Source organism: Streptomyces shaanxiensis (assembly GCF_039537145.1).
Lineage (GTDB): Bacteria > Actinomycetota > Actinomycetes > Streptomycetales > Streptomycetaceae > Streptomyces > Streptomyces shaanxiensis.
In genome coordinates this window covers 452,925-474,769 of the sequence record NZ_BAAAZY010000003.1, presented here as the reverse complement: position 1 = coordinate 474,769, position 21,845 = coordinate 452,925, and the positions used below count along the sequence as shown (strand labels likewise).

Here is a 21,845-nt window from a genome sequence, read left to right as displayed (position 1 = left end):
CCCAGCGCAGGCCCGGCCCGGCCCGGCCCGAGGAGGATCCCATCCACCCGCTCCGCTTCGGCGTCAACTACACGCCCCGCCACGGCTGGTTCCACTCCTGGCACGACTTCGACCCGGCACGCGCGCGTGCCGACCTGGACGCGATAGCCGGGCTCGGCCTCGACCACGTCCGTGTCTTCCACCTCTGGCCGCTGCTCCAACCGAACCGCACCCTCGTCCGCACCGCCGCCGTCGACCAGCTGGCGCACCTCGTCGACCTGGCCGGCGAGGCCGGTCTCGACGTCCTCGTGGACGGCGTGCAGGGGCATCTGTCGAGCTTCGACTTCTATCCGGAGTGGACCCGCAGCTGGCACCACCGCAACGTGTTCACGGACCCCGAGGCCATCGACGCCCAGGCCACCCTCCTGCGCACGCTCGGCAGCGCCCTCACCGGCCGCCCCCACCTCCTCGGCCTCCAGCTCGGCAACGAGCTCAACAACCTGGTCGAGCACAATCCGGTGACGCCGGACGAGGTCGACCACTACCTCGACACCCTGCTGGCCGCCGCCCGGGACGGACTCGGCGAGCACGGCGGCCTGGTCACGCACTCCGCCTACGACGCCGCCTGGTACGGCGACGACCACCCCTTCACCCCGGAGGCCTCGGCCCGCAAGGGCGACCTGACCACCGTCCACCCGTGGGTGTTCTCCGGCGACTGCGCCCGCCGCTACGGCCCCCGCTCCCCACAGGTCCGGCACCTCGCCGAGTACGGCACCGAACTGGCCAAGGCATACGCCACCGACCCCGCCCGCCCCGTCTGGGTCCAGGAGACGGGCGCGCCCGAACCGCACATCCCGGCCGCCGACGCCCCCGACTTCGCGCGCGCCACCGTACGGAACGCGGCCGAGTGCGCGGGGCTGTGGGGCGTGACCTGGTGGTGCTCGCACGACGTGGACCGGTCGCTGGCCGACTTCCCGGAACTGGAGTACACCCTGGGCCTGTTCGACTCGACGGGCCGCCCCAAGCCGATCGCCGAGGCCCTCGCCGAGACCGTCGCCGACCTGCGCGCCGCACCCCCCTCACCCGAGCCCCGCGCCACGGCCCTGGTCCTGGACTGCACTCCGGGGACGCGGTCGGTGTCCGGTCCGGGCGGGGCGTACTTCGAGGCGTGGATGCGGTTGCGGGCGGACGGTGTCCGTCCGGCGGTGGTCCTGGCCGGGCGGGCGGAGGACACGGGGAACCTGGCGGCGAGGGGGATCAAGGAGGTCGTACGCCCGTCCTGAGCGCCGTAGCCATGACCCGGTGGGCGCGCCTCAGCTGTGGGCGACGCCCGCCACGACCTCGGCGACCGCCCGCAGGTTCACCCGGCCCCGCCCGTACGAGCACAGCGCCCCGCCCTCCGGCAGTCCCGTGTCCACTCGTACGGCGTCGGGCCTGCGGGCCAACACGGCCTCCCGCAGCCGCAGTTGCCAGGGATGCAGCCCGGCGTCGCAGGTGGCGACGACCAGCGGTGCGGTGCCGCAGCGGTGCAGGATTCCCTCGACGAGGGCGTCCGGGTCCGCGCCGCACTCCCCGGTCACGGCCGTCCCCGTCGCCGTGGGGTCGAGTGCGCGGACCTCGGTCAGCAGATCCTCGCCGCCCCAGTTGAGCGCGGGGTGCGGCGGTGGGAACAGGTCGACGACGTGGGCGCCGCGTGCGGCGGGCGGTACGCCGCGGCTCCGTACGGCGCGACGCGCGGCCGCGAGTCCGGCCTGCGCGTCCCAGCCGGCGACGTCGGCGGGTGGGGTCGCATAGCGCGCGGCGAGCCGCCGTACCCGCCCCGCGGCCTCCTCGATCCGCTCCTGAGCCAGCACGCCGGTCCGCAGCGCGTCGAGCACCGCGTCCCGGCAGGCCAGCGTGACGTCCAGGTCCCCCACGGCGACGATGACCTGGTCGGCCCCGGCGGCGAGGGCGATGCGCGCGCCGGCCGTCTCGCCGTACCGGTCGGCGATGGCCCTCATCTCCAGCGCGTCGGTGACGAGGACGCCGTCGAAGCCGAGGTCGTGGCGGAGCAGGTCGCCCAGGACGCGGCGGCTGAGGGTGGCGGGCCGGTTGGGGTCGAGAGCCGGGAACACGACGTGGGCGCTCATCAGCATCGGCACACCCGCGGCGACGGCCGCGCGGAACGGTTCGAGGTCGGCGCGCAGTTCGTCGTACGGCCGTGGGTCGACGGCCATGCCGTGGTGGCTGTCGGTGACGGTGCCGCCGTGGCCGGGGAAGTGCTTGGCGCAGGAGGCTATGCCGCGGGCCTCGGTGGCGGTGATCCAGGCGCGCAGATGGCGGGCGGCGAGCTCGGGGTCGGCGCCGAAGGAGCGGGTGCGCACGATCGGGTTGTCCGGCCGGTGCTGGAGGTCGGCCACGGGGGCGTAGGAGGCGGTGATGCCGAGGCCGGCCAGGTGCCCGGCCAGCGCGTCGGCGCAGCGGGCGGTGAGGCTCGGGTCGTCGACGACGCCGAGGGCGTAGGAGCCGGGGACCTCGGGGGCACCGGCGGCGACCAGGTGGCCGATGCCGCCGCCCTCGTTGTCGATGGCGACGAGAAGGTCGGGGCGGATGGACCGCAGCTCGTCCGTGAGGCGCCGTACCTGCTCCGCGTCGCGGATGTTGCGGGTGAACAGGATGACCCCGCCGAGGCCGCGGTCGATGAGCTCCTTGAGGGTGTCCGGCACGCTCGTGGCCCCGTCGAACCCGGCGACGAGACAGCGGTGGGCGGCTTCGTCCAGGTCGACGGGGAGTTCGGTGGTCGACCCGAGGGCGACATGCTCGAAGTGGCTCACCCCCGCAATGTTCTGGCTCGGCCAGCCGGAAGTCAACCGTCTGATGGATGGCTGATTCAGCACCTCGTGAGAACCCCGTCAGCGGCGCGTCACGCGGACAGCTTCCTGGCCTTCCGCACGGCGTCCGCCAGCTGTTCCAGGACGGCGCGTACCCGGCGTGGCTGTAGCGCTCCTCCATGGCCCAGGGCACGGTCTGGCCGGCCTTGCCGAGCAGGCGGCGCTCCCCCCCCACCATGCCCTGGCCCAACTGGTGCTGGGCCGGCTCGCCGGGCTCCCGCAGGGGACGGGCGCTGGTCCACCGGGTGGGCATCGCCCCGCGACCCGGCTGGGCCGACCTGGCGCGCCGCAGCTTCGGCACGGTGTGCCGGCTGACCGGGCGTCTGCACGACAACCCGCGCCCTCTGGGCACCCTCAAGGACGCGGCGTACGCCTGGCGCCAGACCCTGTTCCACCTGTCCCTGTGCCCACCCGACGAACAGCGACGGCTCATCGCCGACCTGTCCGAGGAGACGGCCCGCCACCCCGCCCACGTCACGACCCGACTGGCCCCCGCGCTGGCGGGTCTGGCCCTGGTCGCCGAGGGCGGCGGCTTCGACGCCGACGGGACGGCGGACGGGGGGCGCGCTCGGCGTTTTCTGGGGTGGAGCAGCGGAGGGCACTGGATGCGGTGAGCGTGAAGGCGGGAGCGCGCGGGCAGTATCCGTATGGACCACGTCGCCCACCCGCCGACACCGCTTCCGCTCCCGGACACCACGGCGTCACGTCGAACGGGCACGTTTCCGTCGTCCCCTCCTGCCTCGCCCTCTAGCCGTCCGCCCCGCGTCCGCGCGGGTGGGACGCGGAAGGACGACCGCGCTGTGTCCTCGCTCCCGCTCAGCGATCTCCCCGGACCGCTGCCCGCCACGGCCGCCCCCGCTCCGGCCCACTCCCCCTTCTCCCCGGCCCGCCCCACCCGCTTCTCCCCGGCCCTCCTCACCCGCCACGCGCTGGCCCTGCTCCCGCTCCTGCTGATCGGCGCCTGGGCGGCGGCCGACTGGCACACCTTCCGCGACGGGGCGACCCGGCTCGCCTCCGCCGACCCGTGGTGGCTGCTCTCCGGCCTCTTCTTCACCTGCATGGGCTGGGTGACCGCCGCGGTCGTCCGCCAGGGCGCCCTGCCGGAACGGCTGCCACCGGGCCCGCTGCTCGCGTCGCAGTTCGCGGCAGGCGCCGCCAACCAGGTGCTGCCGGCGAGCATCGGCGCCCACGCCGTCACCCTGCGCTTCCTGCAGAACCAGGGCATACCCCTGGCCCGGGGCACCGCCTCGCTCGCCCTGTACTCGCTGGTCAAACCGATCGCGAAGACGGTGGTACTGCTCGGCTTCCTCGTGGCCTTCCCCGACCTGCTGCACCTGGGCGAACTCGTCCCGGACAGGCGGACGTTGTCGCTGGTGGCCGTGGGCGTGACCGCGGCCGTCGGCACGGCGGGCATCCTCGCGGCGGCCGTACGACCGCTGCGCCGCCCCCTCGTCTGCTTCGTACGCACCGCCCTGACCGACGCCCGGATCCTGCACACCCGGCCCAGCCGCGTCCTCGCCCTCTGGGGCGGGGCGGCCGCCACCCCGCTGCTGCAGGCGAGCGTGATCGCCTCGGTCGGCTTCGCGCTCGGCCTGCCGCTGTCCTGGACGCAGGTGGCCCTCGCCCTCCTCCTGGCCAGCACCGCCGTGGGCGCCGTGCCCGCACCGGGCGGCATCGGCCCCGTGGACGCGGCGCTGGTGTTCATGATGGTCACCTTCGGCGCCCCGATGGGCCTCGCCGCGGCCACCGTCATCGGCTATCGCGTCCTGACGGTCTGGATACCCCTGCTGCCGGGCGCGCTGGTGCTGTCGATCATGGTCCAGCGCAAGATCCTCTGAGCCGGCGGCGCCGCGCGTGGCCGCCCGCTACTCCTCCTCGACCCGCACCACCGCCACCGTGATGTTGTCGGGCCCGCCCGCCTCGATGGCGGCCTTCCACAGCTCGAAGGCCGCGCGGCCGTCGTCGTGCTTGCGCAGGATCTCGTCCAGTACGTCCGTGGCGACCGGGTCGGTCAGGCCGTCCGAGCAGATGAGGTAGCGCTCGCCCGGCGTCATGGTCTCGGAGGTGACATGAGGGTCGACGGCGCGGTAGGTGGGCGAGCCGCCCAGGCACTGGGTGACGAGGGCCGTGGTCTGCCCGGCCGGGTGCGGCGGGCTGTCGTCGACGCTCAGCTGCCGCAGCCCGTCGGGGGAGGCCGCGAAGACCCGGCTGTCGCCCACGTTGAACACGCACAGCGAGCCGGACTGTACGACGACCCCGGCGACCGTCGTCCCCATACCGACGAGGTCGGCTCCCTGCTCACCGCCGACGGCCTGGAACACGGCCCGGTTGCAGACGTTCAGTGCCTCCCGGACGGCGACCTCGCTGCTCAGCGCGGGCCCCAGGGACGCGATCTGCCGGACGACCAGAGCGCTGGCCACGTCCCCGCCGGGATGTCCGCCGAGCCCGTCGGCCACGGCGACGACCAGGGGCGTGCCGAGCGGGAAGATCAGCGTCTGCGGATTCTCGGTCACGGTGGCGCACAGCGTCCATGGCCCGACGACGAGGCTGTCCTCGTTCCGCTCACGCAGCAGCCCGGGATGGCTGATCGCACTCACAGCGACGTACGGCACGCAGCGACACCGCCTTCCCGCAGCCCCTGACCGCCGGGTCCGGACACCTCCTACGAGTCTAGGAACACCCGCATCCACCGTGCCAGCGCGACCGGAGTCCACTGCTGGGCATGCTCGCGCACGGGATGCCAGGACGGGCTGTCCTGGCATCCCTCTGTGCCGATGTGCATGGTGTGCGTCGTGCGCGGTGGGCCCTCGCTACAGGCCCTCGTCCTCGGCCACCCGCTCGGGCGCTGTCCCGGCCACCTTCCGCTGGGAGGAGACGCCGGAGATCTCCAGCTGTCCGCGGTCGAGCCTGATCCTCACGGACACCGCGGGCAGTCCGGGAGCCTGGACGGAGTCCAGCTCGAAGACCGCTTCGTCGCGCTCGACGGTGCCCTTGCCCAGGAGGAAGGGCTCGCCCTTCAGCCGGCTCACCATCGCCTCGACGCCGCCCTTGCCCGGATGGGTCAGCACCAGCAGCGAGGCGAAGGACTCGCCCGACGACTCCTTCCGCGCGGTGATCACCGCGGCGACGAGCGGCCTCGCGGTGAGCTGCGCGATGCCGTCCTTGCCGGTGATGCCGCGCGGTACCAGCACCGTCAGCAGTTGGCGGCCGCACTGGATCTCGTAGGAGTCCTGGTCCTCGCTCAACCAGGGCAGGTCGTGGCGCGCCGCGCCGAGGGACTCGCGCCTACGGAATTGCCCCGACGCCGTGGACCGGAACACCGAGGCGCCGGTGGCCTCGGGTCGCGGCTGAAGGCTTGCCTCGGGGAACTCCACCACCTGGTCGGCGAGGCCATGACGGTGGGCCAGGAGATTGGTCGCGAACCGCGCGACCTGGCGGACCCGTTCATGGGAGGTGGAATCGACCAGCCCACGGACCGTGCCCACCTGCTCGGCGCCGCCCACGCGTCCCAGGGCGGTGGCCACGGCGACGGCCACCGCGGAATCCTGCTCGGGAGCGCCGCGGAGAGCATCGAGGATGTCCGGCACGGCCTCGCTCCCCCTGAGCCGCGCCAGAGAATGGATCACAAGAGCCTTGACCGGAGATTCGGTCCGCGAATTGCGGAGGACAGCCTGGAGAGCCTCACTCCGTTCCTGTTCGGATATCTCCAGTTCGGCCAGCAGGTCGACTGCCAGAGAAGGAGGGATGCGTTCCACTCCACCGGTGGCAGCCTCCGACAGAAGGCTTTTCTGCCTGTCACGCTCGGGTATTTCAACCCGGACCATTTTTGGTCACCTTGCCGATCTATTGCCGGTGGACCACTACTCGATGAAGCAGTGTCCCTTCATGGTGTTCCCCTGACTCGTGGAGAGATTCCCACCGTTCGGGACACTGGGGAACATGAGGTTGGTGGAGTCGTTGTTGAGATGAGGCAGCCCGAGGTAGTGGCCGATTTCATGGGCCAGAATGTGGCCGGTGATGCCGGGGATCAGTTCGACGACAGCGCCGTCCATCCCCTTGGCGTCCTTGTTGCAGGGGCCTCCGACCGGCGAGAGCCCGGCCACGGAGCCGACATAGGTCTTCACGAAGAAGACGTCGACGGCGTTGTTCTGCACCGTCCACTCGTCCGTGAGGGCGACCGCCTCATCGTTGCTGTCGATCACATCCCGGCCCATGGCGCGCGCCAACGGGATGATGTAGTGCTCCACACGGGCGAGCGTCACGCCGACCGAGGCGTACGTGGAGCGAGTGAAATTGACGGCTTTCAGAATCTCGGAGAGGTCGGAGGATGTGAAGTTTTCCGACCCCACACGGATCACATTGATGCTGATGCTCGGCATTCCTGGCCTCGCATTCTGCGGGATCACATTGATTCGACGTCCCGATGGGTATTCGTCGAGGATCCTGAAAGTAGCGCCAACAAGTGCCAACGTCCAGGGTATACACAGTTGTTGAAAACCCTGCGGACACCAACTGTGCCGTACGGAATCACTCCACCTGTCCGGCACCAAATCAAAGGAACCATTCCGTCTGCCGAACGGGGCGCACCCAGGGGCACTTGGACACTTGGACGGACGACGGACGTCACAGGCCGCTGTAGACGAATCCCGCCCACTGCACAAGCGGCGTCCGTGCGGCCCCCCACAGCGCCATGGCCCCTTCGGAACTCGTTGCCGGAGGCCGGACCAAGTCGGGGAAGGCCTCGCGCTTCATGGCATTGGTGCTGTCTCGCACCCACGTCTGCGCCTCCCTCAGCGCGTGCGCGGGATCGGCGGGTGAGCCCGCTCGGCCGGCGAGGTTTCGGTAGAAGGCGGCCATCATCAACGCCGTGACCCGGTCGTCGGCCTCCCACAGTGTGCCGAGGACCCCGCCTGCCCCTGCGGACAGCAGGGCCGCGGGCAGACTGACCGCGGCCTCGGGCATGTACGTGGATGTTTCCGCGGATTCGCATGCCGACAGCACGGCCAGGCGCAGACCGGAGAGATCACGCTCCAACAAGTCCGCCACTCTGAGCCGCTGGTCGTTGCTCATGAGTAGGTGACTGTCGAGCGGAGACGCGGCATCACCGCGGCCGTGGCAGATCAGATGCGCCAACGGGTGGGCCGTAAGTGCCTCCAGGACCCCTTCCTGCGTGGCCTGCTCGTGCGGCAGCACAGTCGCGTTCGGGAAGGTGCGGGCAACGGCCGCCGCCTCGGACTCCGCCATGTCGAGGCGGGGAGCCGAGACCGGCCATGGCTCCTGGACGACGAGAATCCCGGACTGGGTACTGATCGATTCCGCGGATGACGAGGGCGCCATGGTGGCCATGGGCAGATAGACGATGTCCGCGTCGTCCAGGGCGTAGCGACGACGCCCCCCTGGCTCAGAACGCCAAGCGGCATGCAGCGGAGCGGCCACCAGCAGCCCCGTGGGCACGAGAACGACCCGGCGACTGCCGACGGCATGAGCCATGACCCGCCTCATGACGGCGTTCCACAGCCACGACGTCGATACCTCCAGTCGAGTCTGCGGTGTCCACGTCTCCAGCCCTTCGTCGCCCACGACCGGGACTTCCCTGTCCTCGGTTCGGCCACGACGTGCTTTGAGCGCACCGAAGAACATACCGAGGTGCAACTCGACGGCGGCCGAGGTCAGTTCGGGGAGGAGCTCGGTCCGCGTAGCCTCGCCGTGCCGGGCGACGAGGGCGACTCCGGCCACGGAGCCGGGCACCAGGAACACGAGCGTTGCATCAGGCATGCGCCCGGTGAGGTCCGCGACCGCCGGGCGCAACCACGCCAGGTCGCTCCGAGATGTCCGGGGCCGGGACAACGCCGCCGCCCAGACCATTCCACGAGCCGCCTCCAGGCCCTCGATCGCTTCCTCCGGGCGACCGGCCATACCTCTGGCGAATGCGAGATCCGTCACGATCGCGGTCACGCCCGACGATGTCACGACCGAGTTCATGCTCAACAGTTCGTGCAGGAGGCCGTCGGGCCGCAGCCCCGCATGGCCGGCGTTCGTCAGCTGCGACTCGACGTGGCCGAAAGCCTCGATCACGTCGTTCCACCGCCCCCGCAGCAGCGCCCACTGCCCCCATTCATGGGCGATGCCGCGGCTCATCGTGTAATCCAACCCGCCGGAGGACCGGCAAGCAGACCGGAAGGCCTCGGCCGCGGCCTCGGCCGCGTCCGGCTCCGACGGATCCGGAGGCCGAGCCGCGAGGACCTGGGCCAGCGCGAACCGGGTGTCGGCATGAAGTACTTGTGCGTCCTCACCGGTCAACCCTGCGGTGCCGGCCGCATCGTTCAGCACCGAGGCCTGGCGGATGCTCTCACGAGCCACGGTCAGGGCTTCGACCAGCGTCCGAGGGCGAGCGCGCAGGCCCCAGTCCGCCATCAGCACGTCGACGAGCTGAAGCGCGAAGGGGAGTCCCACTCCGCGAGTGAGCCCCTCCCGCAACAAGGACTCGGCCTTGTCGAGCCTGCCGGTGGCGACGACCTCAAGGCCGTCGGCCTCGGCAGGCGTCAGCTTCGAGTTCATCTGCCGCTCCCTGCGGCACAGCAAAACCACGGCGTTCGCATAACCGTGGACGGCTCGTCCCCTCAACGGCTCCGACGAACCGGCGAGTTGTACCGCCGCGCCGTATCTCTCGATCGCTTCGTCCAGCAAGTCCTCTGCCAGTACCTGTCGCACCAAGTCGTGCGTGGCCATGGCCTCTTGCCATCGCTGTAACAGGCTGTCAGCCGCTCGACATTCGGAAAGGGCCCGCTCCACCGCATCCCCGGCGCCCCCAACCTGCCGGTTTCCCGTCATATCGGATATGCTGCCATGTCATGCTGCGGTGGACCAGATTACGGTCGCCCTTCCGCCGACGGCGGCCGTCGGACTCAGGCGCACACCCTCACTCGTCCGGTGACGTCCCTCGCGCGGAGTTAGCCGACGAACTACGCGAAGCCCTGGAACTGCTCGATGCCGGACACGACCGGGAGGCCGTCCAGCAGCTCCGACGGCTGGCACGGACCGGTCACCAGACCGCCAGGTTCCTGCTCGGCGCGTGCTACTTCCACCAGGGCGACCTGACAGCGGCCGAGCCGCTCCTGCGCGGAGTCGCCGACGAGGGTCTGGCCGACGCCATGTACCTGCTGGGCGCGATCTGCCGGGGACTCCATGACGACGAGGATGCGGCACGTCGCTGGTTCAGGGCGGGTAGCGCCCGGGGCGACGCCAGTTGCATGTTCGAAGTAGGCACGTGCGCGGCCGTCGACGGCGACCTGAGCACGGCAAAGTTCTGGTGGGGCCGCGCCGCGGCGGCCGGCAGCACCGACGCGATGGTCAACCTCGGCGGCCTGCTGCTCGACGAGGACCCCGAAGGGGCCCGCCTGTGGTGGAGCCGCGCCGCCGGCGAAGGCCATCCCGCGGCGATCCAGAACCTTGACGCGAACTTCGGGGACGGCAAGGGATGAAAGACCAGGATCCCCTCTTCGCGGCCGCCCGCGAAGTCCGCCCCTTCCTCACCGACCTGCTGAGCGAAGGTGCCACGGAAGTCGACGAGTTGTTGGCGACGGCCCTGCTCTCGACGCGGTCGGAATTCGACAGACTCAGCCGACTGCAGGAAGTCTTCGCGAGCGACGACCGACTGATCGACTGGGTGGGTCAGTTCCTCGCGGCAGGATTGATCCCGCCGGAGGTCGTCGGACAGGTGAGCCGCGGTTCCGGCCCCGTCACGTTGTCCGGCGATCCGGGACGCCAACCGGGCGTGCGCTTCACCTGCCCCAACGGGGACTACACCCGCTATCTCCTGCGCCGCGGCGAGTTCGTCCCGCCCTGCCCGACCTGTGGCAAAGCTCTCGTGAGGGCCGAGTAGTGTTCGGCACCCTGCTCGAGTCCGTCGGCAAGGACACCACGTCGAAATGGCTCACCCTGATCCGCGCCCCGGCTGTCGTCTTCTGGGTCATCGGCGCGTTCACGTGGTGGCTGGCACATCCCGACGTCGACGTCCGTGCCTGGTTGCGGCGCGAGGACGCGGTGACACTCCTCGCCCTGCTGGTCGTCGCCGCCGCGCTGCTGATCGGCACCTCGGTCCTCATGGACCAGCTCGCCCGGCCGCTGCTGCGTCTGCTGGAAGGCTACTGGCCCCCTTGGCTCTGGCTGCGGCCGTTCAGAATCCGCTTGATCGCCCGAGCCATCGACCGGCAGCGTGAGTGGTACGGCGAGTGGCGGCGGCTCGACGACTCCCGTCCGGCAGCCACGGCGGCTTCTGGTCCTACTCCCACTCCCTCGAAGGAAGTGGCTGCGTCAGCGATCTCGGACCATCGGCAGGTGGTTCTGGACCAACTGGTGCACGAGTTCCCCGCCGACGAAGTCTCGACGATGCCGACGCGCGTCGGAAACATCCTCCGCTCGTCGGAGACCTACCCCAAGGAGCGGTACGGACTCGACGCCGTCATCGTGTGGCCCGCGCTCTGGCTTGTGCTGCCCGAAACCACCCGGGACGCCCTCGGCGTCTGCCGCCGCAGTCTGGACCAGAGCGTCTCCGTCGTCGTCGCGCTGGCCGCGACCCTGGTGTGGCTGCCATGGAGCTGGCTCGTACTGATTCCGGCCGTGCTCGGCCCACCAGTGGTCCACCAGGTCTTCGTCATCCCCCGGGCCCAGGCGTTCGCCCAAGTGGTCAGGGCCTCCTTCGACATCCACAGGCTCGCGGTGTACACGAGCCTCCGATTCCCCACGCCCACGGATCCCGACGCGGAGCCGACGGCAGGCGCTCACCTGACCAGCTACCTGTGGCGAGGCTTCTCTCCCCAGGGGCTCACCTTCACGCCGGCGTCCCCGGAGCCCCCTCCACCAGCGGGCTCCGGCCCCCTATGACCCGGGATACCCGCGGCTCAGCCCTCGTCGGCCGTCAACCGCAGCGAGATGCTGTTGATGCAGTACCGCTGATCCGTCGGCGTCGGATACCCCTCACCCTCGAAGACGTGCCCGAGATGCGACCCGCACCGGGCGCACCGCACCTCGGTCCGCACCATGCCGTGCGAGCGGTCCTCGATGAGCTCCACCGCGTCGGTGTCCTTCGGGTCGTAGAAGGACGGCCAGTCTCCGTGCTTCGTGTACGCACACTCTCACTAGGGTCGGTGACTGGTAACGGACCAACGGCCAACGCGCCGGTGCCCACCTCTACTCAGGCTTAGTTGGCCCAGGTGAGTGCGATCCAGAGATCTTTCAACGCGTTGTTGTCGAAGTAGAGGACGAAGTCCTGATCTTCGGGTGAGATCGGTGTGGGAAGAGGCACGTGGTGGAGATCACCGGTTCGGACCTCGGTGCCGAGGGGTGCCGAGATCAGGTCGGGCTCAGCATCCGCCGCCCGACTGGCGAAGACCCGGAAGCCCTTGCCCGCCCGCGCCAGCAGTTCGACTCGGACGATCTTCCCCAGGCGCCCCTCGCTCCAGTACGGATAGTGCTCAGCTCGCAGCGGCAGTGCCAGACGAGGCCGGTCGTCCGTGTCGCTGAGGAACTGGGCCCAGCGGTCGGGGAACGTGGCCGCCACAGAGAGCAGCCGGACGGAGCCGGGGCCGGTTCCCTCGGCGAGGCTGGTCTTCAGGTGGTCAACCGCTGCCTTGCGCAGGGCGGAGCCACCCTCTCGGGCCGTGTACATAATGTGCAGGTGTACGTCGTCGAGGGTGAAGTGGTCGAACTGCTTTACCTCGTGGGGCAGTTCGAGTTCCCATTCGCTGATGGCACCGGCTCGTTCAAACTTCTTCAGCCGCTCGTCGTCCCGGGCGTCCTGCCCGGTGTCGCGCACGCCTTCGCAGGCGACGACGGCCTCCGCCGCACCGAAGTGGTCGCTGAACCGCGAGTCGTCCTCACCCCGGGCGTAGCCGCCGCCCAGCGCGGTGCTGGTGCGGATGGTGCTGCCGACCAGGGTCAGTTTGAGATTGGCCCCGGTGCCGTAGGGAGGAGCCCCCGGCACGCTCACCGCGACGGTACGGATGCGGCGGAAGAACTGTCCGGGGGCGTCCGCGTCGAAGTCTTCCTCGCGCAGGGACAGGGAGCATTGCCCCGTCGCCCGCAGCCGCATCAGCGCGAGCGGGTCGGTCCGGGCCAGGCTGACGTGCCGGACCATCTCGTACTCGCGCTCGTTGAGCTCGTGGTAGGCCACCTCCATCCGCTTGATGTCCAGTGCCAGGCGGTCGCCGGCGAGGAGTTTCTCGGGGCCGGCCAGATAGTCCGAGGAGAGGAACGAGACGTCGTCGCGGCCGAGTTCGTGCCGCAGCGCGCGCTCAGCCTTGCCGGCCACTTCGAGGGCCAGATCGAAGGCCCAGGAGAACAGGCCCCGCATCTCGCGGCGTTGATAGGCCCAGAAGGCGGCAGTGGTCGTCTTGGCGCCGGTGTCGCCGGCCAGGAACCGCTGGACCTCGTCGGCCTGGGAGCGCTGTTTGATGTGGTGGGCCAGCTCCCGTGCGGCGATGTACTCCCGCAGCTGCGCGGCGCGCCACTGCTTGAACACCTGGTTCAGTTCGGCCGCGGCGAGGTTGAACTGGAGGGCCCAGTCCTGCCGTCGGCGGTCGTAGGCGCCGAGCTTCGCCGTCCGGTTCGCGGCGTGCGAGAGGCCTCCGGCCAGGCCACGTCCGGAGGCTGCGAGCCCGCTGTAGATCCCGGCGAGATTCGACCCGCCGAAGGAGATGGTGCCGCCCGCGCCGAAGGGCTCGAACCGGGCCCCGAAGGTGGGGATCAGCTGCATCGCCGCGGCCATTGCGTCCGCTTTGCTCACCGCGTCCTGAACCGTCTGGGCCAGGTCCAGAAGGTTCAACTCGGACTGCTCCTCGGCCGACAGCGCCCGCTTGCCGCCCTCGTCGACGACGGCGCCGTACTGCATCTCGACGGGAGCAACAGCGGGCTCTGCCGCCTGGAAACTCCGTTCCTCCAGCGTCGTCGGCTCCAGCGGATCCAGTGGGGCGACGGTCAGTTCCTGTGGCTTCAGGCCCAGCATCCGGCCGTAGTGCGTGTACCGCTGGACGATCAGATCGAATGACTTCTGCACCCCCTCGGTCGCCTTCTTCGCCTCCTGGAGCTGGGCGTAGCGCAGGGACTCGCCCAGCCCGAGAAGGGCGGTCTCGTGCTGGGCGCGCAGCGCCGCCAGCGTCTCGGCCTCGCCCTTCTCCACCGCGGCGAGCAGGGCACCGGCGAGCAACCTGGCCTCCTGGCAGAGCTCCGTGGCCTTCTGGACCAGGAAACGGAAGCGCACCAGAGGCAGCGGCTGGTTCGCACCGCTCGCCACAGCCCCCACGTCGACGCCGGTGGCCGACGCGCGGGCGAGCAGGGCCGGATCGAGACGGGGTGCGGTGAGGGGCAGCTGACGGAAGGTGCCCTGGATGTTCAGGCTGTTGCGGATGTTGAAGAGACGGCCCTCGACCCGGTCCCAGTAGTCGAGCAGCTTGTCGTCGCGCGGCACGCCGAAGTACAGCGAGGTGCCCAGTCCGGCGAGGGCCTGCGCCTGGCCGTCGGCGGCCCGGTGCGGCGGGGTTCCGTCGACGGCGGCGGGGTCGGCCGCCGCGAACGGGATGTCCGTCTCGACCGCGCGCAGGGCATTGCCGAACTCATCGAGGTCGGCTCGCAATTGGGCGTACGACTGGGGCCGCGTCGCCTGTTTGCGGGGCACCGACTGCGGGCGCGGTCCGAGGAGTTGGGCGGCGAGGACGTAGTACTGGGTGGCCTCGTTGACGGTCTCGCGGGTGTCCTGCCGGTAGAGCTGGTCGCCCGCCTCGATCAGGTTGTCGAGGACCGCGAAGACGGTGGCCATCATGTAGGCGGACGGGCGGACGCGGGCGACTGCATGGGGCTGGAAGGGGTCGTTGCGCCAGGCCTCGATGCTGCGCAGGGTCTCCTCGCGCAGCGCGGGGTCGGCCTTGCTCGCGAGGTTGACGAGGATCTCCTCGATCGACTGGACCTCGGTGCGACGGAACCTCTCGTACTGCCAGTAGCGCCGGGGCAGCGGTTCCTCGCCGTCGGCGGCGGGGTCGAAGACGTACGAGAACCAGCGGCGTGCCTCGGTGAAGTGCTGATTGCGGCTGCAGTGGAGCCCCAGTGTGAAGGGGAGGTGGAAGAACAGCTCCTCGTTGTAGACGCCGTAGGGTCCTGTGTAGTCGAGCTCCTGGACGGGGTACGGCTTGCCGACGACGGGCCGGGGGTCGTACTCGTGGGGGCCGAAGATGTCCGCGCGCAGCGGGGGTCGGGCGGTGTCGGTGCGCAGGACGGCGTCCACGCCGCCCTCCACGCAGCGGCTGAGCAGTTCGCCGGCGTAGGGGTGGCTGTGCGAGGTGAACCGGTAGAGCAGGTCCGTCCGCCGGTGCAGTTCCTGGTAGGCCTTCTGCGACGCGCTCATGGCCGTATGCCTTCTTCCCGGTCCAGGTGGGCGAGGGCGGGTGCGCTGACTCCCGAGCCGCCGATGATCGTGACGCCCTGGGTGGGCACGGTGAACTTCTGTTCCGCGACCAGGCCCGGCTTGCCGACGAGGACGCTGCTGCCGGGGACCGCCTGGCTGCCCGGGGCGATTCCGATCATCTGCCGGGTTTCCGGGGTGGCCGTGACGGCCTGCACCACCTTGAGGTCGAGACCGCCGTCCTGGCCGACCAGCCGGTCGCCGTAGCGCAGGACGGTCGACGGGTTGACCAGCCAGTCCCGGCGGACGGCCAGGCTGTTGCGGGCATAGGGGCTGATCGACTTGACCGTTTCGGGGTCGAAGACGCCCAGGTCCACGGGGATGAACACCTTGACGGGCAAGTCCCGCAGGAGGTCACGGGACAGCTGGAGTTCGGGCTGCGGAGCGGGCAGGACCCACAAGTCGTACTCGACGAGCCGGGGTTCCACCTCCACCAGGAAGGAGTGCGGGTTGTCGCTGTAGAAGAAGGGGCCCACAGGATGCCCCTGGAAGGGGTCCTCGAACTCCGGCGGGTTGGTGCAGCGGACCAGGGCGAACTCACCGCCCGTGCCCAGCACTTCCTTGCTGAGCGGGTCGGCCGGGTAGCTCTCTCCGTCCTTGCTGAGCACGAGATGGGTCGACCGGGACAGCGCCCCTGCCCCCCGGTCCGCGGTCGGCGTGCCGGCCGAACCGACCGTGTAAACGGAGGCGACTTTCTTCTGCGCGCCCTCCCAACGCGGCGGGACGCTCTTGTTGACGAGGCGGAACGCCCCGTCAACCGGTGCACCCAAGTTGACCTTCAGGGCGTCCCGTCCGCCGGCCGTGTCATAGGTGACGTGGATGGTCACGCGGGCGGCGGCCTCGGCGCCGAGAGGTGCGGCCAGTTGAACGGCCTGGCCGAAGGCTCCGCCGCGCCGGTCCGACCAGCGGCCGTCGACCCGCTCGATCCAGCTGAGCTGGGCCCGGACCAGGTTCTGCGTGGTTTCCCCGGGGGTCTGTTTGGCCATGCCCTCGAAGTTCGGCGCCTTCTCCCCCTGAGCGGGTGCGGCGAACCCCTTGGACTCGGCCGAGGGCAGGAAGGTCACCCACAGCAGGTGCAGCCGCCGGCGCCACACCGCCGCCACCACATGGTCGCCCTCGATCGGCACACCGACAGGCCGCCAGGCGGACCAGCCCCCGGAGGCGGGGGTGTAGGTGCGGTGGAAGTACTCGTGCGGCGCGGCGGCGGTACGGCCGATGACGTGGAGGACGTGGGTCGGCGGCGGACCGGGCAGGATCTCCCGGCACAGCGACACGATCTCCAGCTTCGCGATCCGCTCCAGCCCCTGGAGGTAGCCGAGGAACGCCTGCTCCACGAGGTCCTCGTCGACGTCCCCCTGCAGGAGGAGGTTCTGTGCCTCGTCGAAGAGGTGGCTGCGGTCGGTCCGCAGTTCGGGGGCGAGATAGCGCTGGGGATGGAGGAACATCCGGCGGGCGGCCTCCCAGACGCGGTATCGGCTCATGTGCGAGGTCCACCAGCGGCTGTTGACGGCGGCGGGTTCGACCGTCTCCTCCAGGTCCATCAGACAGCGCTGGATGAACAGCTGCACGGCGGCGATCGCCGCGTGGATACGGGAGTTGCGCACCACCGGCTGGATGCCGGGGTCGAGGAGGAAGTGCTCGTACACCTCCTCCAGGGTGGCGAAGCCGTCCGTGTGCATGATGTACGCGACGAGCGCGTCCCGCTTGAGCCTGCGCAGTTCGTCGTTGAGGGGCCCGGCCACCGCGCGCCAGGCGGCGGTGCCGAACCGGCCCCGGACCGTGTCCCGCAAGGCTTTGGCCGTCTGCCGGCCGTGCTCGGGGTCGCCCTCGACCATGCGCGCCCAGTCGGCGAGGGCGGTGGGCGTGGCGCCGATCCGCTCGGTGAGGCGCAGCGCGGTCCACAACCTGCGCAGCCCCTCCGGCCGGGCCAGGCCCGGCAGTTGGATCACTGTCGGGTCGGACGCGTCGTCGGCCGACAGGCCCAGCCGCTCGGCGACGGCCTGCACGGAGCCGCGTGGGCGGCGCAGCAGTGCGGCGAGCCGGTCACAGACGTCGGCGACCACCGCGGTGCGCAGCACCGCGCGGTCCGTGCCCTGCGGTACGGAACGCCGGGTACGTTCCAGGATGTCGACGAGGTCGTCCGGGGAGGCGCCGAGCTCCGTGCGCAGCGCTCCATAGCGGACGAGCGCGAGGAGTGCGGGGAACAGCTTCTCCGGTGGAGCGGCGGCCGGGTCGTCGCGGCGGGTCGGCAGCAGGGCGAGGTCCAGGCCAGCGAAGTCCCCTCGGTGGGTGAGGACATGGCGGATCTCGCGCCCGGTGAGGCGCAATCCGGCGGCGATGCGAGTGGCCTTGGTCATCAGGACGCGCGCGCGGTCGACGCGGGCGATCGAGGCGGCGGGGTGCAGACGCAGCGAGGTGAGTGGCTCATCGGCCGCGTTGGCGCCGCTGATGAGCAGCCTGGTGTGGCCGGCGGTGAGCCGGTGCACCTCGACGGTGTAGGCGTAGGGGACGCCGGCGCGGAGTTCGACGGTGCCGGTGCCGGGCAGGACCGGGTCGGCCAAGTGCGGCATGCGCAGTACGACGGGGGCGTCGGCGCGCGCGGGGTGGGCGCGGAAGGTGTAGGTGCCGTCGGCGGGTACCTGGAGGTAGCCGCTGAACCGGGCGCTGTCGCAGACAGTCGTGTCGATGCCGGAGGTGTTCGGCTCGGGTACGGTCTGCTCGGCTCCGACCGGTGGGCCCGTGGTGTCCGGGGAGGCGTGGAGCGTGCGGGTCACGCCGGTGTCTGCCGCCGCGGTGAACGCGTCCACCAGCCGGGCGCCGTCCAGCGCCAGCAGTCGCGCATCGCCGGTCAGGGCGGTGACGATGTCGGCGTCGGCGGGGAGCGCGGCGGTCAGCCGCTCCACGACGAAGGCGTCGACGAGTTCCTGTGCCGTGGCCGGGGATGCCGGGTGCTCGGCGCGGATGCGGGCGATTCCGCCGGACAGTTCGAGCACGAGCGTGAGCAGTGCGCCCGGGTCGGGGCGGTGCGGGCCGATCGGGTCGGCGCGATGGCGCAGGAGATGGTCCAGGTCGGCGGGGGTGAAGCCGGCGGTGGAGGTCGCGTCGAGCGCGTCGGTGAACCGCAGGGTGGTCTGTGCGAGGGGGTCCGCCGCGTCGTCCGCGAGGGGGTCCGAAGGGATGGCGGTGAAGGGCGGGATTCCGGTGGCCCGCCGTGCAGCGATCAGCTCCTCGACGGTCAGGCCCAGGCGTTCGGCGAGAATCCGGTGCCGGTGGAGCAGGGAGACGGTGTCGAGGGTGAGGTCCGCGGTGGCCGCGCTCCGGCCGTCGTCGGCGAGGACGGCCTCGATGTCCGCCGCGGTGAGGCCGAGCGCGGCCCGCAGCCCTGGCAGATGCTCCGCGATCTTCGTGCCGGGCGCGCTCAGATATCGGCCCGCAGGGTGGTCGAAGACCGGGTCCACCGCGCGCACGCTCGGGTTGAGGAACAGTTCCTCGTACGGGGGCCGCCCGCCGCCGACCGCGAGCAGGGCCCACAGACCGAGCAGCCGGACGCGGTCGCCGGGCCTGCTGCCGAACCGTTTGTGGAGTGTCTGCAGGCGCGCAAGGTGGACCAGGCAGGTGCGCATTCCGTCCGCTACGGTCGCCGCGTTCGGCGGGGTGAACTCGCTCAATGCCAGGTCGAGTTCGCGCACCGGCAGGCCGAGCCGCCGTCGCAGCCGTACGAAGAGGTTGAGCCGGTGGAACGCGTCTGCGCCCGCTTCCGCGAGGTCCGCTCGGCGCAGCTCGGTCCGTTCGAAGTCGCAGCCCGGACTGGGATCGGCGAGGACGAGGACGGCGTGCATGTCCTTGGCCGCCCATGCCTCGGTGAGCCAGGCCTTGGCATCGAACGCGGGGCGGGCCGAGGCATAGCGCGCGGTCGCGGCGTCGAGGCGCTGCTCGAAGTCGGCCTTCTGGCGTGCGTCGAAGGGGAGGTAGCCGGGGTGGGCGAAGTACCGGAACACGTCAGTGAGGGAGACGCCGGTGCGGCGCAACACGATCCCGACGCGTCCGCGGGCCCCGTCCTGGCCGTTGGCCCGGTGGAGCGCGGGGTTGACGTAGGCGGTGCGCAGCAGTTCGACGAGTTCGCGGTACGTGACGTCGAGCCGGCGCGCCAAAGTCTTGGCCGACAGCAGCGCCGCGCTGGCCTCGCCCTCGGTGCCGTACCCGTACAGCTCGAACCAGATGTTGTCGGGGCCGGTCAGCAGACGGTGTTCCGCGGGGCTCAGGCCGAGTTGTTCGGCCAGTACGGCGGCCCGGCCGTAGGGCTTGCCGGCCGGCGGGAACAGCTCGGGCCTGGTCCGGAACGCCTCCGCGAGTTCGGCCAGGGAGAGTTCGAGGTGGCCGAGGAAACGGCGTACGGTCTCGGTCCACAGGTCGAAGGGCAGCGTGAGCGGGTGGGCAGCGGCCGCGAGCTTCGCGTAGGCCTCGGGAATGACGTTCTGCGGTTCGGCGAGCAGGTCCTCCGTCACGGCTTCGCCGGTGTCGCGCGCACTTCGGTCGGTGAGATGCCCGCCCTCGGCGACCCAGAACTCGGCGATCTCGTTGAACAGGTCGGTCTGGGAGTGCAGGGTGTTGGTGTTCTCGCAGGTGAGCGGGGTGTGCTGGATGTCGGGGCGGCGTGCGGCGAGGGCGTCGAAGGGTTTGACGTACGGATACTTGCGGCCCTCGTGGGCCCGGGACCAGGCGTCGGTGTGGCGTTTCCACTCCGCGTCGCCGAGGTTGATCAGCTGGAGCAGGTCGACCAGGTAGGCGGCCGGGCCGAGGACGGAGCGGCAGTGGTCGCACTCGCAGAAGTCGAACGAGCCGAAGAGCTGTTGCAGGGCCGGATAGTGCTTGCCGATACGGGACTTGGCGGCTTCCTTGTCTGCGGCGGTACCGGACAGGGCGGTCAGCAGGGGGGCGCTGTCCAGGGTACGCAAGGCGGTGACGACCTCGGTGGTCACGGCCGAGATCTGTTCCGCCCTGTGGTGCACCTGTTCGGCGACGGCGGTGCCGCCCAGGCTGTCCGCGTGCCGCGAGACGAAGACGGCACGGTCGGTGGCGGCCACGTCCTGGGCAGCGGTGTACTCCGCTTCCGCGAGCACGGCGAGGCCTTCGTGCGAGGGGGCGACCTGATACAGCCGGTGGAGGACCTTGGCTCCGTCCACGGCCACGCCGCCGACGTCACCGAGCTCGCGGCGGTGGTCGGCGACGAACCGGTCGAAGGGCGTCTCCCCGAAGCGGTACCCGAGAGGCAGGGCCCGGTCTAGGAACTCCATGACAGGACGCTTGAGTTCACCGTGCCGACGCCCGAGCCGCACCTCGTCGCCGCGCAGCATCGCCCGTACGACATGGGAGGGGTACTCCAGCCTGATCCGGGCGGCCAGGTCGCCGGTGTACGCGGCCAGCCGGTCCGCGAGGTCACGGCCCTCGAAGGCCGGGGGTACGAGGTCGCCTAGCCGGTTCTTGTTGCTGTCGGCGAGCCGGTTGAGCCGCTCCAGCCAGACGTCCGCCTTGTAGAACCCCTCGTCGACGAGGCGGGGCAGGTCGTCCGGGCCGTCGAGGGTGCGCATGACGGACTGGACGAGGGGCGCGTTGTTGCGGGTCAGATGGGCGAGCCGACCCTGAAGCCGAAGCCGCCGCACACCCGGCGCACTGACACCGGCCCGCTCGGCGGCGCCCCAGAGCTCCTTCGCCGTACCGGTGTGGCGTGCCCATACCGGGAAGAAGGCATCCTGGTCTGCCTGCGACAGCCCGGAGGCGGTGAGCAGTTCGCCGTACGTCGATGAGGTGCCGGGCGTCTTGAGCTCCCGTCGGGCACGCTCGGCGAAGGCCGCAAACCGCCCGACCTGCCGAACGGTGTCCGCCGGCACCAGTCCCTCCTTTACGGCCTTCGCCACGGCATCCCGCACCACCTCCGGCCCGAGAAGAGCAAGCCGCTCCCGATCACTGGGCAACCCGGTACGCACCAGCGCGTAGAGCAGTTCACGCGGCAGCTCGACCCGCGGATCGACGTGCATCTCCTCAACCCGCACGGCAAGCGCCAGAATCCGCGCGTCCCACCCGCTGACCCTCCGCAAGTACCGAAGATCCTGCCGCCCTTCCTCCTCCCGGGCCCCTACGAGCCGTACGGGATCCCCGAGATGCTCGGTGACATCGGCGAGCAGCCGCGTGTACTCGATGCCGGCCGGCTGCAACCGCTGTGGGGCGACGAGGTTCAGTACTTCTTCCTCGGCCGCGTCGAACTTGATGTGCGAGAGGGAGACTTCCCGACCGGACCGGTCGACCGCTCTCACTTCGACGTTGACCCTGGGCGTGGCATCGGCGAGTTCGTAGGTGAACGTGTACTCCCCCAGGTGGCCGGTGCGAGTCTCGGCGAGCACGGACACCTCGTCGCCGAAGCCGTGCCCATACAGCCGGAGGCCGAGTTCAGTGGCGGGCTGCCCCGAGTCAAGCAGGATCCGGCCGCGGGCGGTCCGTTCGGCCCGCGCGTCCGGTACATCGCTCGTCGCCATGCCGAGCCTCCTCGT

General features: G+C 70.7%; 13 protein-coding genes and 2 pseudogenes. 6 read left to right on the top strand and 9 right to left on the bottom strand.

Going from position 1 to position 21,845, the window contains the following annotated elements; genetic code table 11:
- The first annotated feature begins 41 nt into the window (after positions 1-41).
- A complete protein-coding gene (locus ABD932_RS04185; RefSeq protein ID WP_345008757.1) occupies positions 42-1,262 on the top strand; it encodes a glycoside hydrolase 5 family protein in 1,221 nt (406 codons plus the stop codon).
- Positions 1,263-1,292: 30 nt separating this feature from the next.
- Here the strand turns inward: ABD932_RS04185 and ABD932_RS04180 are convergent, their stop codons facing one another.
- Positions 1,293-2,792: a glycoside hydrolase family 3 N-terminal domain-containing protein gene (locus tag ABD932_RS04180; protein WP_345008696.1), complete on the bottom strand. Its 1,500-nt coding sequence runs from the start codon at positions 2,790-2,792 to the stop codon at positions 1,293-1,295.
- Between the two features lie 290 nt (positions 2,793-3,082).
- Between ABD932_RS04180 and ABD932_RS04175 the strand changes: the two are divergent.
- Positions 3,083-3,463: pseudogene (locus ABD932_RS04175) on the top strand (hypothetical protein); the annotation flags it as partial.
- 186 nt (positions 3,464-3,649) lie between these two features.
- A complete protein-coding gene (locus tag ABD932_RS04170; RefSeq protein ID WP_345008694.1) occupies positions 3,650-4,687 on the top strand; it encodes a lysylphosphatidylglycerol synthase transmembrane domain-containing protein in 1,038 nt (345 codons plus the stop codon).
- Between the two features lie 27 nt (positions 4,688-4,714).
- Here ABD932_RS04170 and ABD932_RS04165 read toward each other — a convergent pair whose 3' ends face one another.
- The 5 genes from ABD932_RS04165 to ABD932_RS04145 form a co-directional block, all read right to left on the bottom strand.
- Entirely contained in the window at positions 4,715-5,461 is a 747-nt protein-coding gene (locus ABD932_RS04165) for a PP2C family protein-serine/threonine phosphatase (protein WP_345008693.1), read from the bottom strand.
- 198 nt (positions 5,462-5,659) lie between these two features.
- Positions 5,660-6,673, bottom strand: coding sequence for a HEAT repeat domain-containing protein (locus ABD932_RS04160; protein ID WP_345008692.1), 1,014 nt, complete (start codon positions 6,671-6,673; stop codon positions 5,660-5,662).
- Between the two features lie 36 nt (positions 6,674-6,709).
- Positions 6,710-7,228 (bottom strand): zinc-dependent metalloprotease family protein, encoded by a 519-nt coding sequence (locus ABD932_RS04155; RefSeq protein WP_345008691.1) that lies wholly within the window; start codon positions 7,226-7,228, stop codon positions 6,710-6,712.
- A gap of 244 nt (positions 7,229-7,472) precedes the next feature.
- Positions 7,473-9,578, bottom strand: coding sequence for a CHAT domain-containing protein (locus tag ABD932_RS04150; RefSeq protein WP_345008690.1), 2,106 nt, complete (start codon positions 9,576-9,578; stop codon positions 7,473-7,475).
- Between the two features lie 233 nt (positions 9,579-9,811).
- Positions 9,812-10,036, bottom strand: a complete 225-nt coding sequence (locus ABD932_RS04145) for a hypothetical protein (RefSeq protein ID WP_345008689.1) — start codon at positions 10,034-10,036, stop codon at positions 9,812-9,814.
- A 63-nt stretch (positions 10,037-10,099) separates the two neighbouring features.
- Here ABD932_RS04145 and ABD932_RS04140 point away from each other — a divergent pair, with 63 nt between their 5' ends.
- The 3 genes from ABD932_RS04140 to ABD932_RS04130 are packed head-to-tail and all read left to right on the top strand — an operon-like array spanning position 10,100 to position 11,732.
- Positions 10,100-10,330: an SEL1-like repeat protein gene (locus tag ABD932_RS04140; protein ID WP_345008688.1), complete on the top strand. Its 231-nt coding sequence runs from the start codon at positions 10,100-10,102 to the stop codon at positions 10,328-10,330.
- Positions 10,327-10,731 carry a hypothetical protein gene (locus ABD932_RS04135; RefSeq protein WP_345008687.1) on the top strand — a complete coding sequence of 135 codons (405 nt, stop codon included), beginning with the start codon at positions 10,327-10,329 and terminating at the stop codon, positions 10,729-10,731. The genes ABD932_RS04140 and ABD932_RS04135 overlap by 4 nt, the downstream gene beginning before the upstream one ends.
- Positions 10,731-11,732, top strand: coding sequence for a hypothetical protein (locus ABD932_RS04130; RefSeq protein WP_345008686.1), 1,002 nt, complete (start codon positions 10,731-10,733; stop codon positions 11,730-11,732). The genes ABD932_RS04135 and ABD932_RS04130 overlap by 1 nt, the downstream gene beginning before the upstream one ends.
- Before the next feature lie 17 nt (positions 11,733-11,749).
- Here ABD932_RS04130 and ABD932_RS04125 read toward each other — a convergent pair.
- The 3 genes and pseudogenes from ABD932_RS04125 to ABD932_RS04115 form a co-directional block, all read right to left on the bottom strand.
- A pseudogene (locus ABD932_RS04125) lies at positions 11,750-11,965 on the bottom strand (peptide-methionine (R)-S-oxide reductase); the annotation flags it as partial.
- Between the two features lie 83 nt (positions 11,966-12,048).
- Complete coding sequence (locus ABD932_RS04120; RefSeq protein ID WP_345008685.1) at positions 12,049-15,243, bottom strand: Tc toxin subunit A-related protein; 3,195 nt, start codon at positions 15,241-15,243, stop codon at positions 12,049-12,051.
- Positions 15,240-21,830: a neuraminidase-like domain-containing protein gene (locus tag ABD932_RS04115; protein ID WP_345008684.1), complete on the bottom strand. Its 6,591-nt coding sequence runs from the start codon at positions 21,828-21,830 to the stop codon at positions 15,240-15,242. Before ABD932_RS04115 ends, ABD932_RS04120 begins: the two co-directional genes overlap by 4 nt.
- Positions 21,831-21,845: the final 15 nt, after the last annotated feature.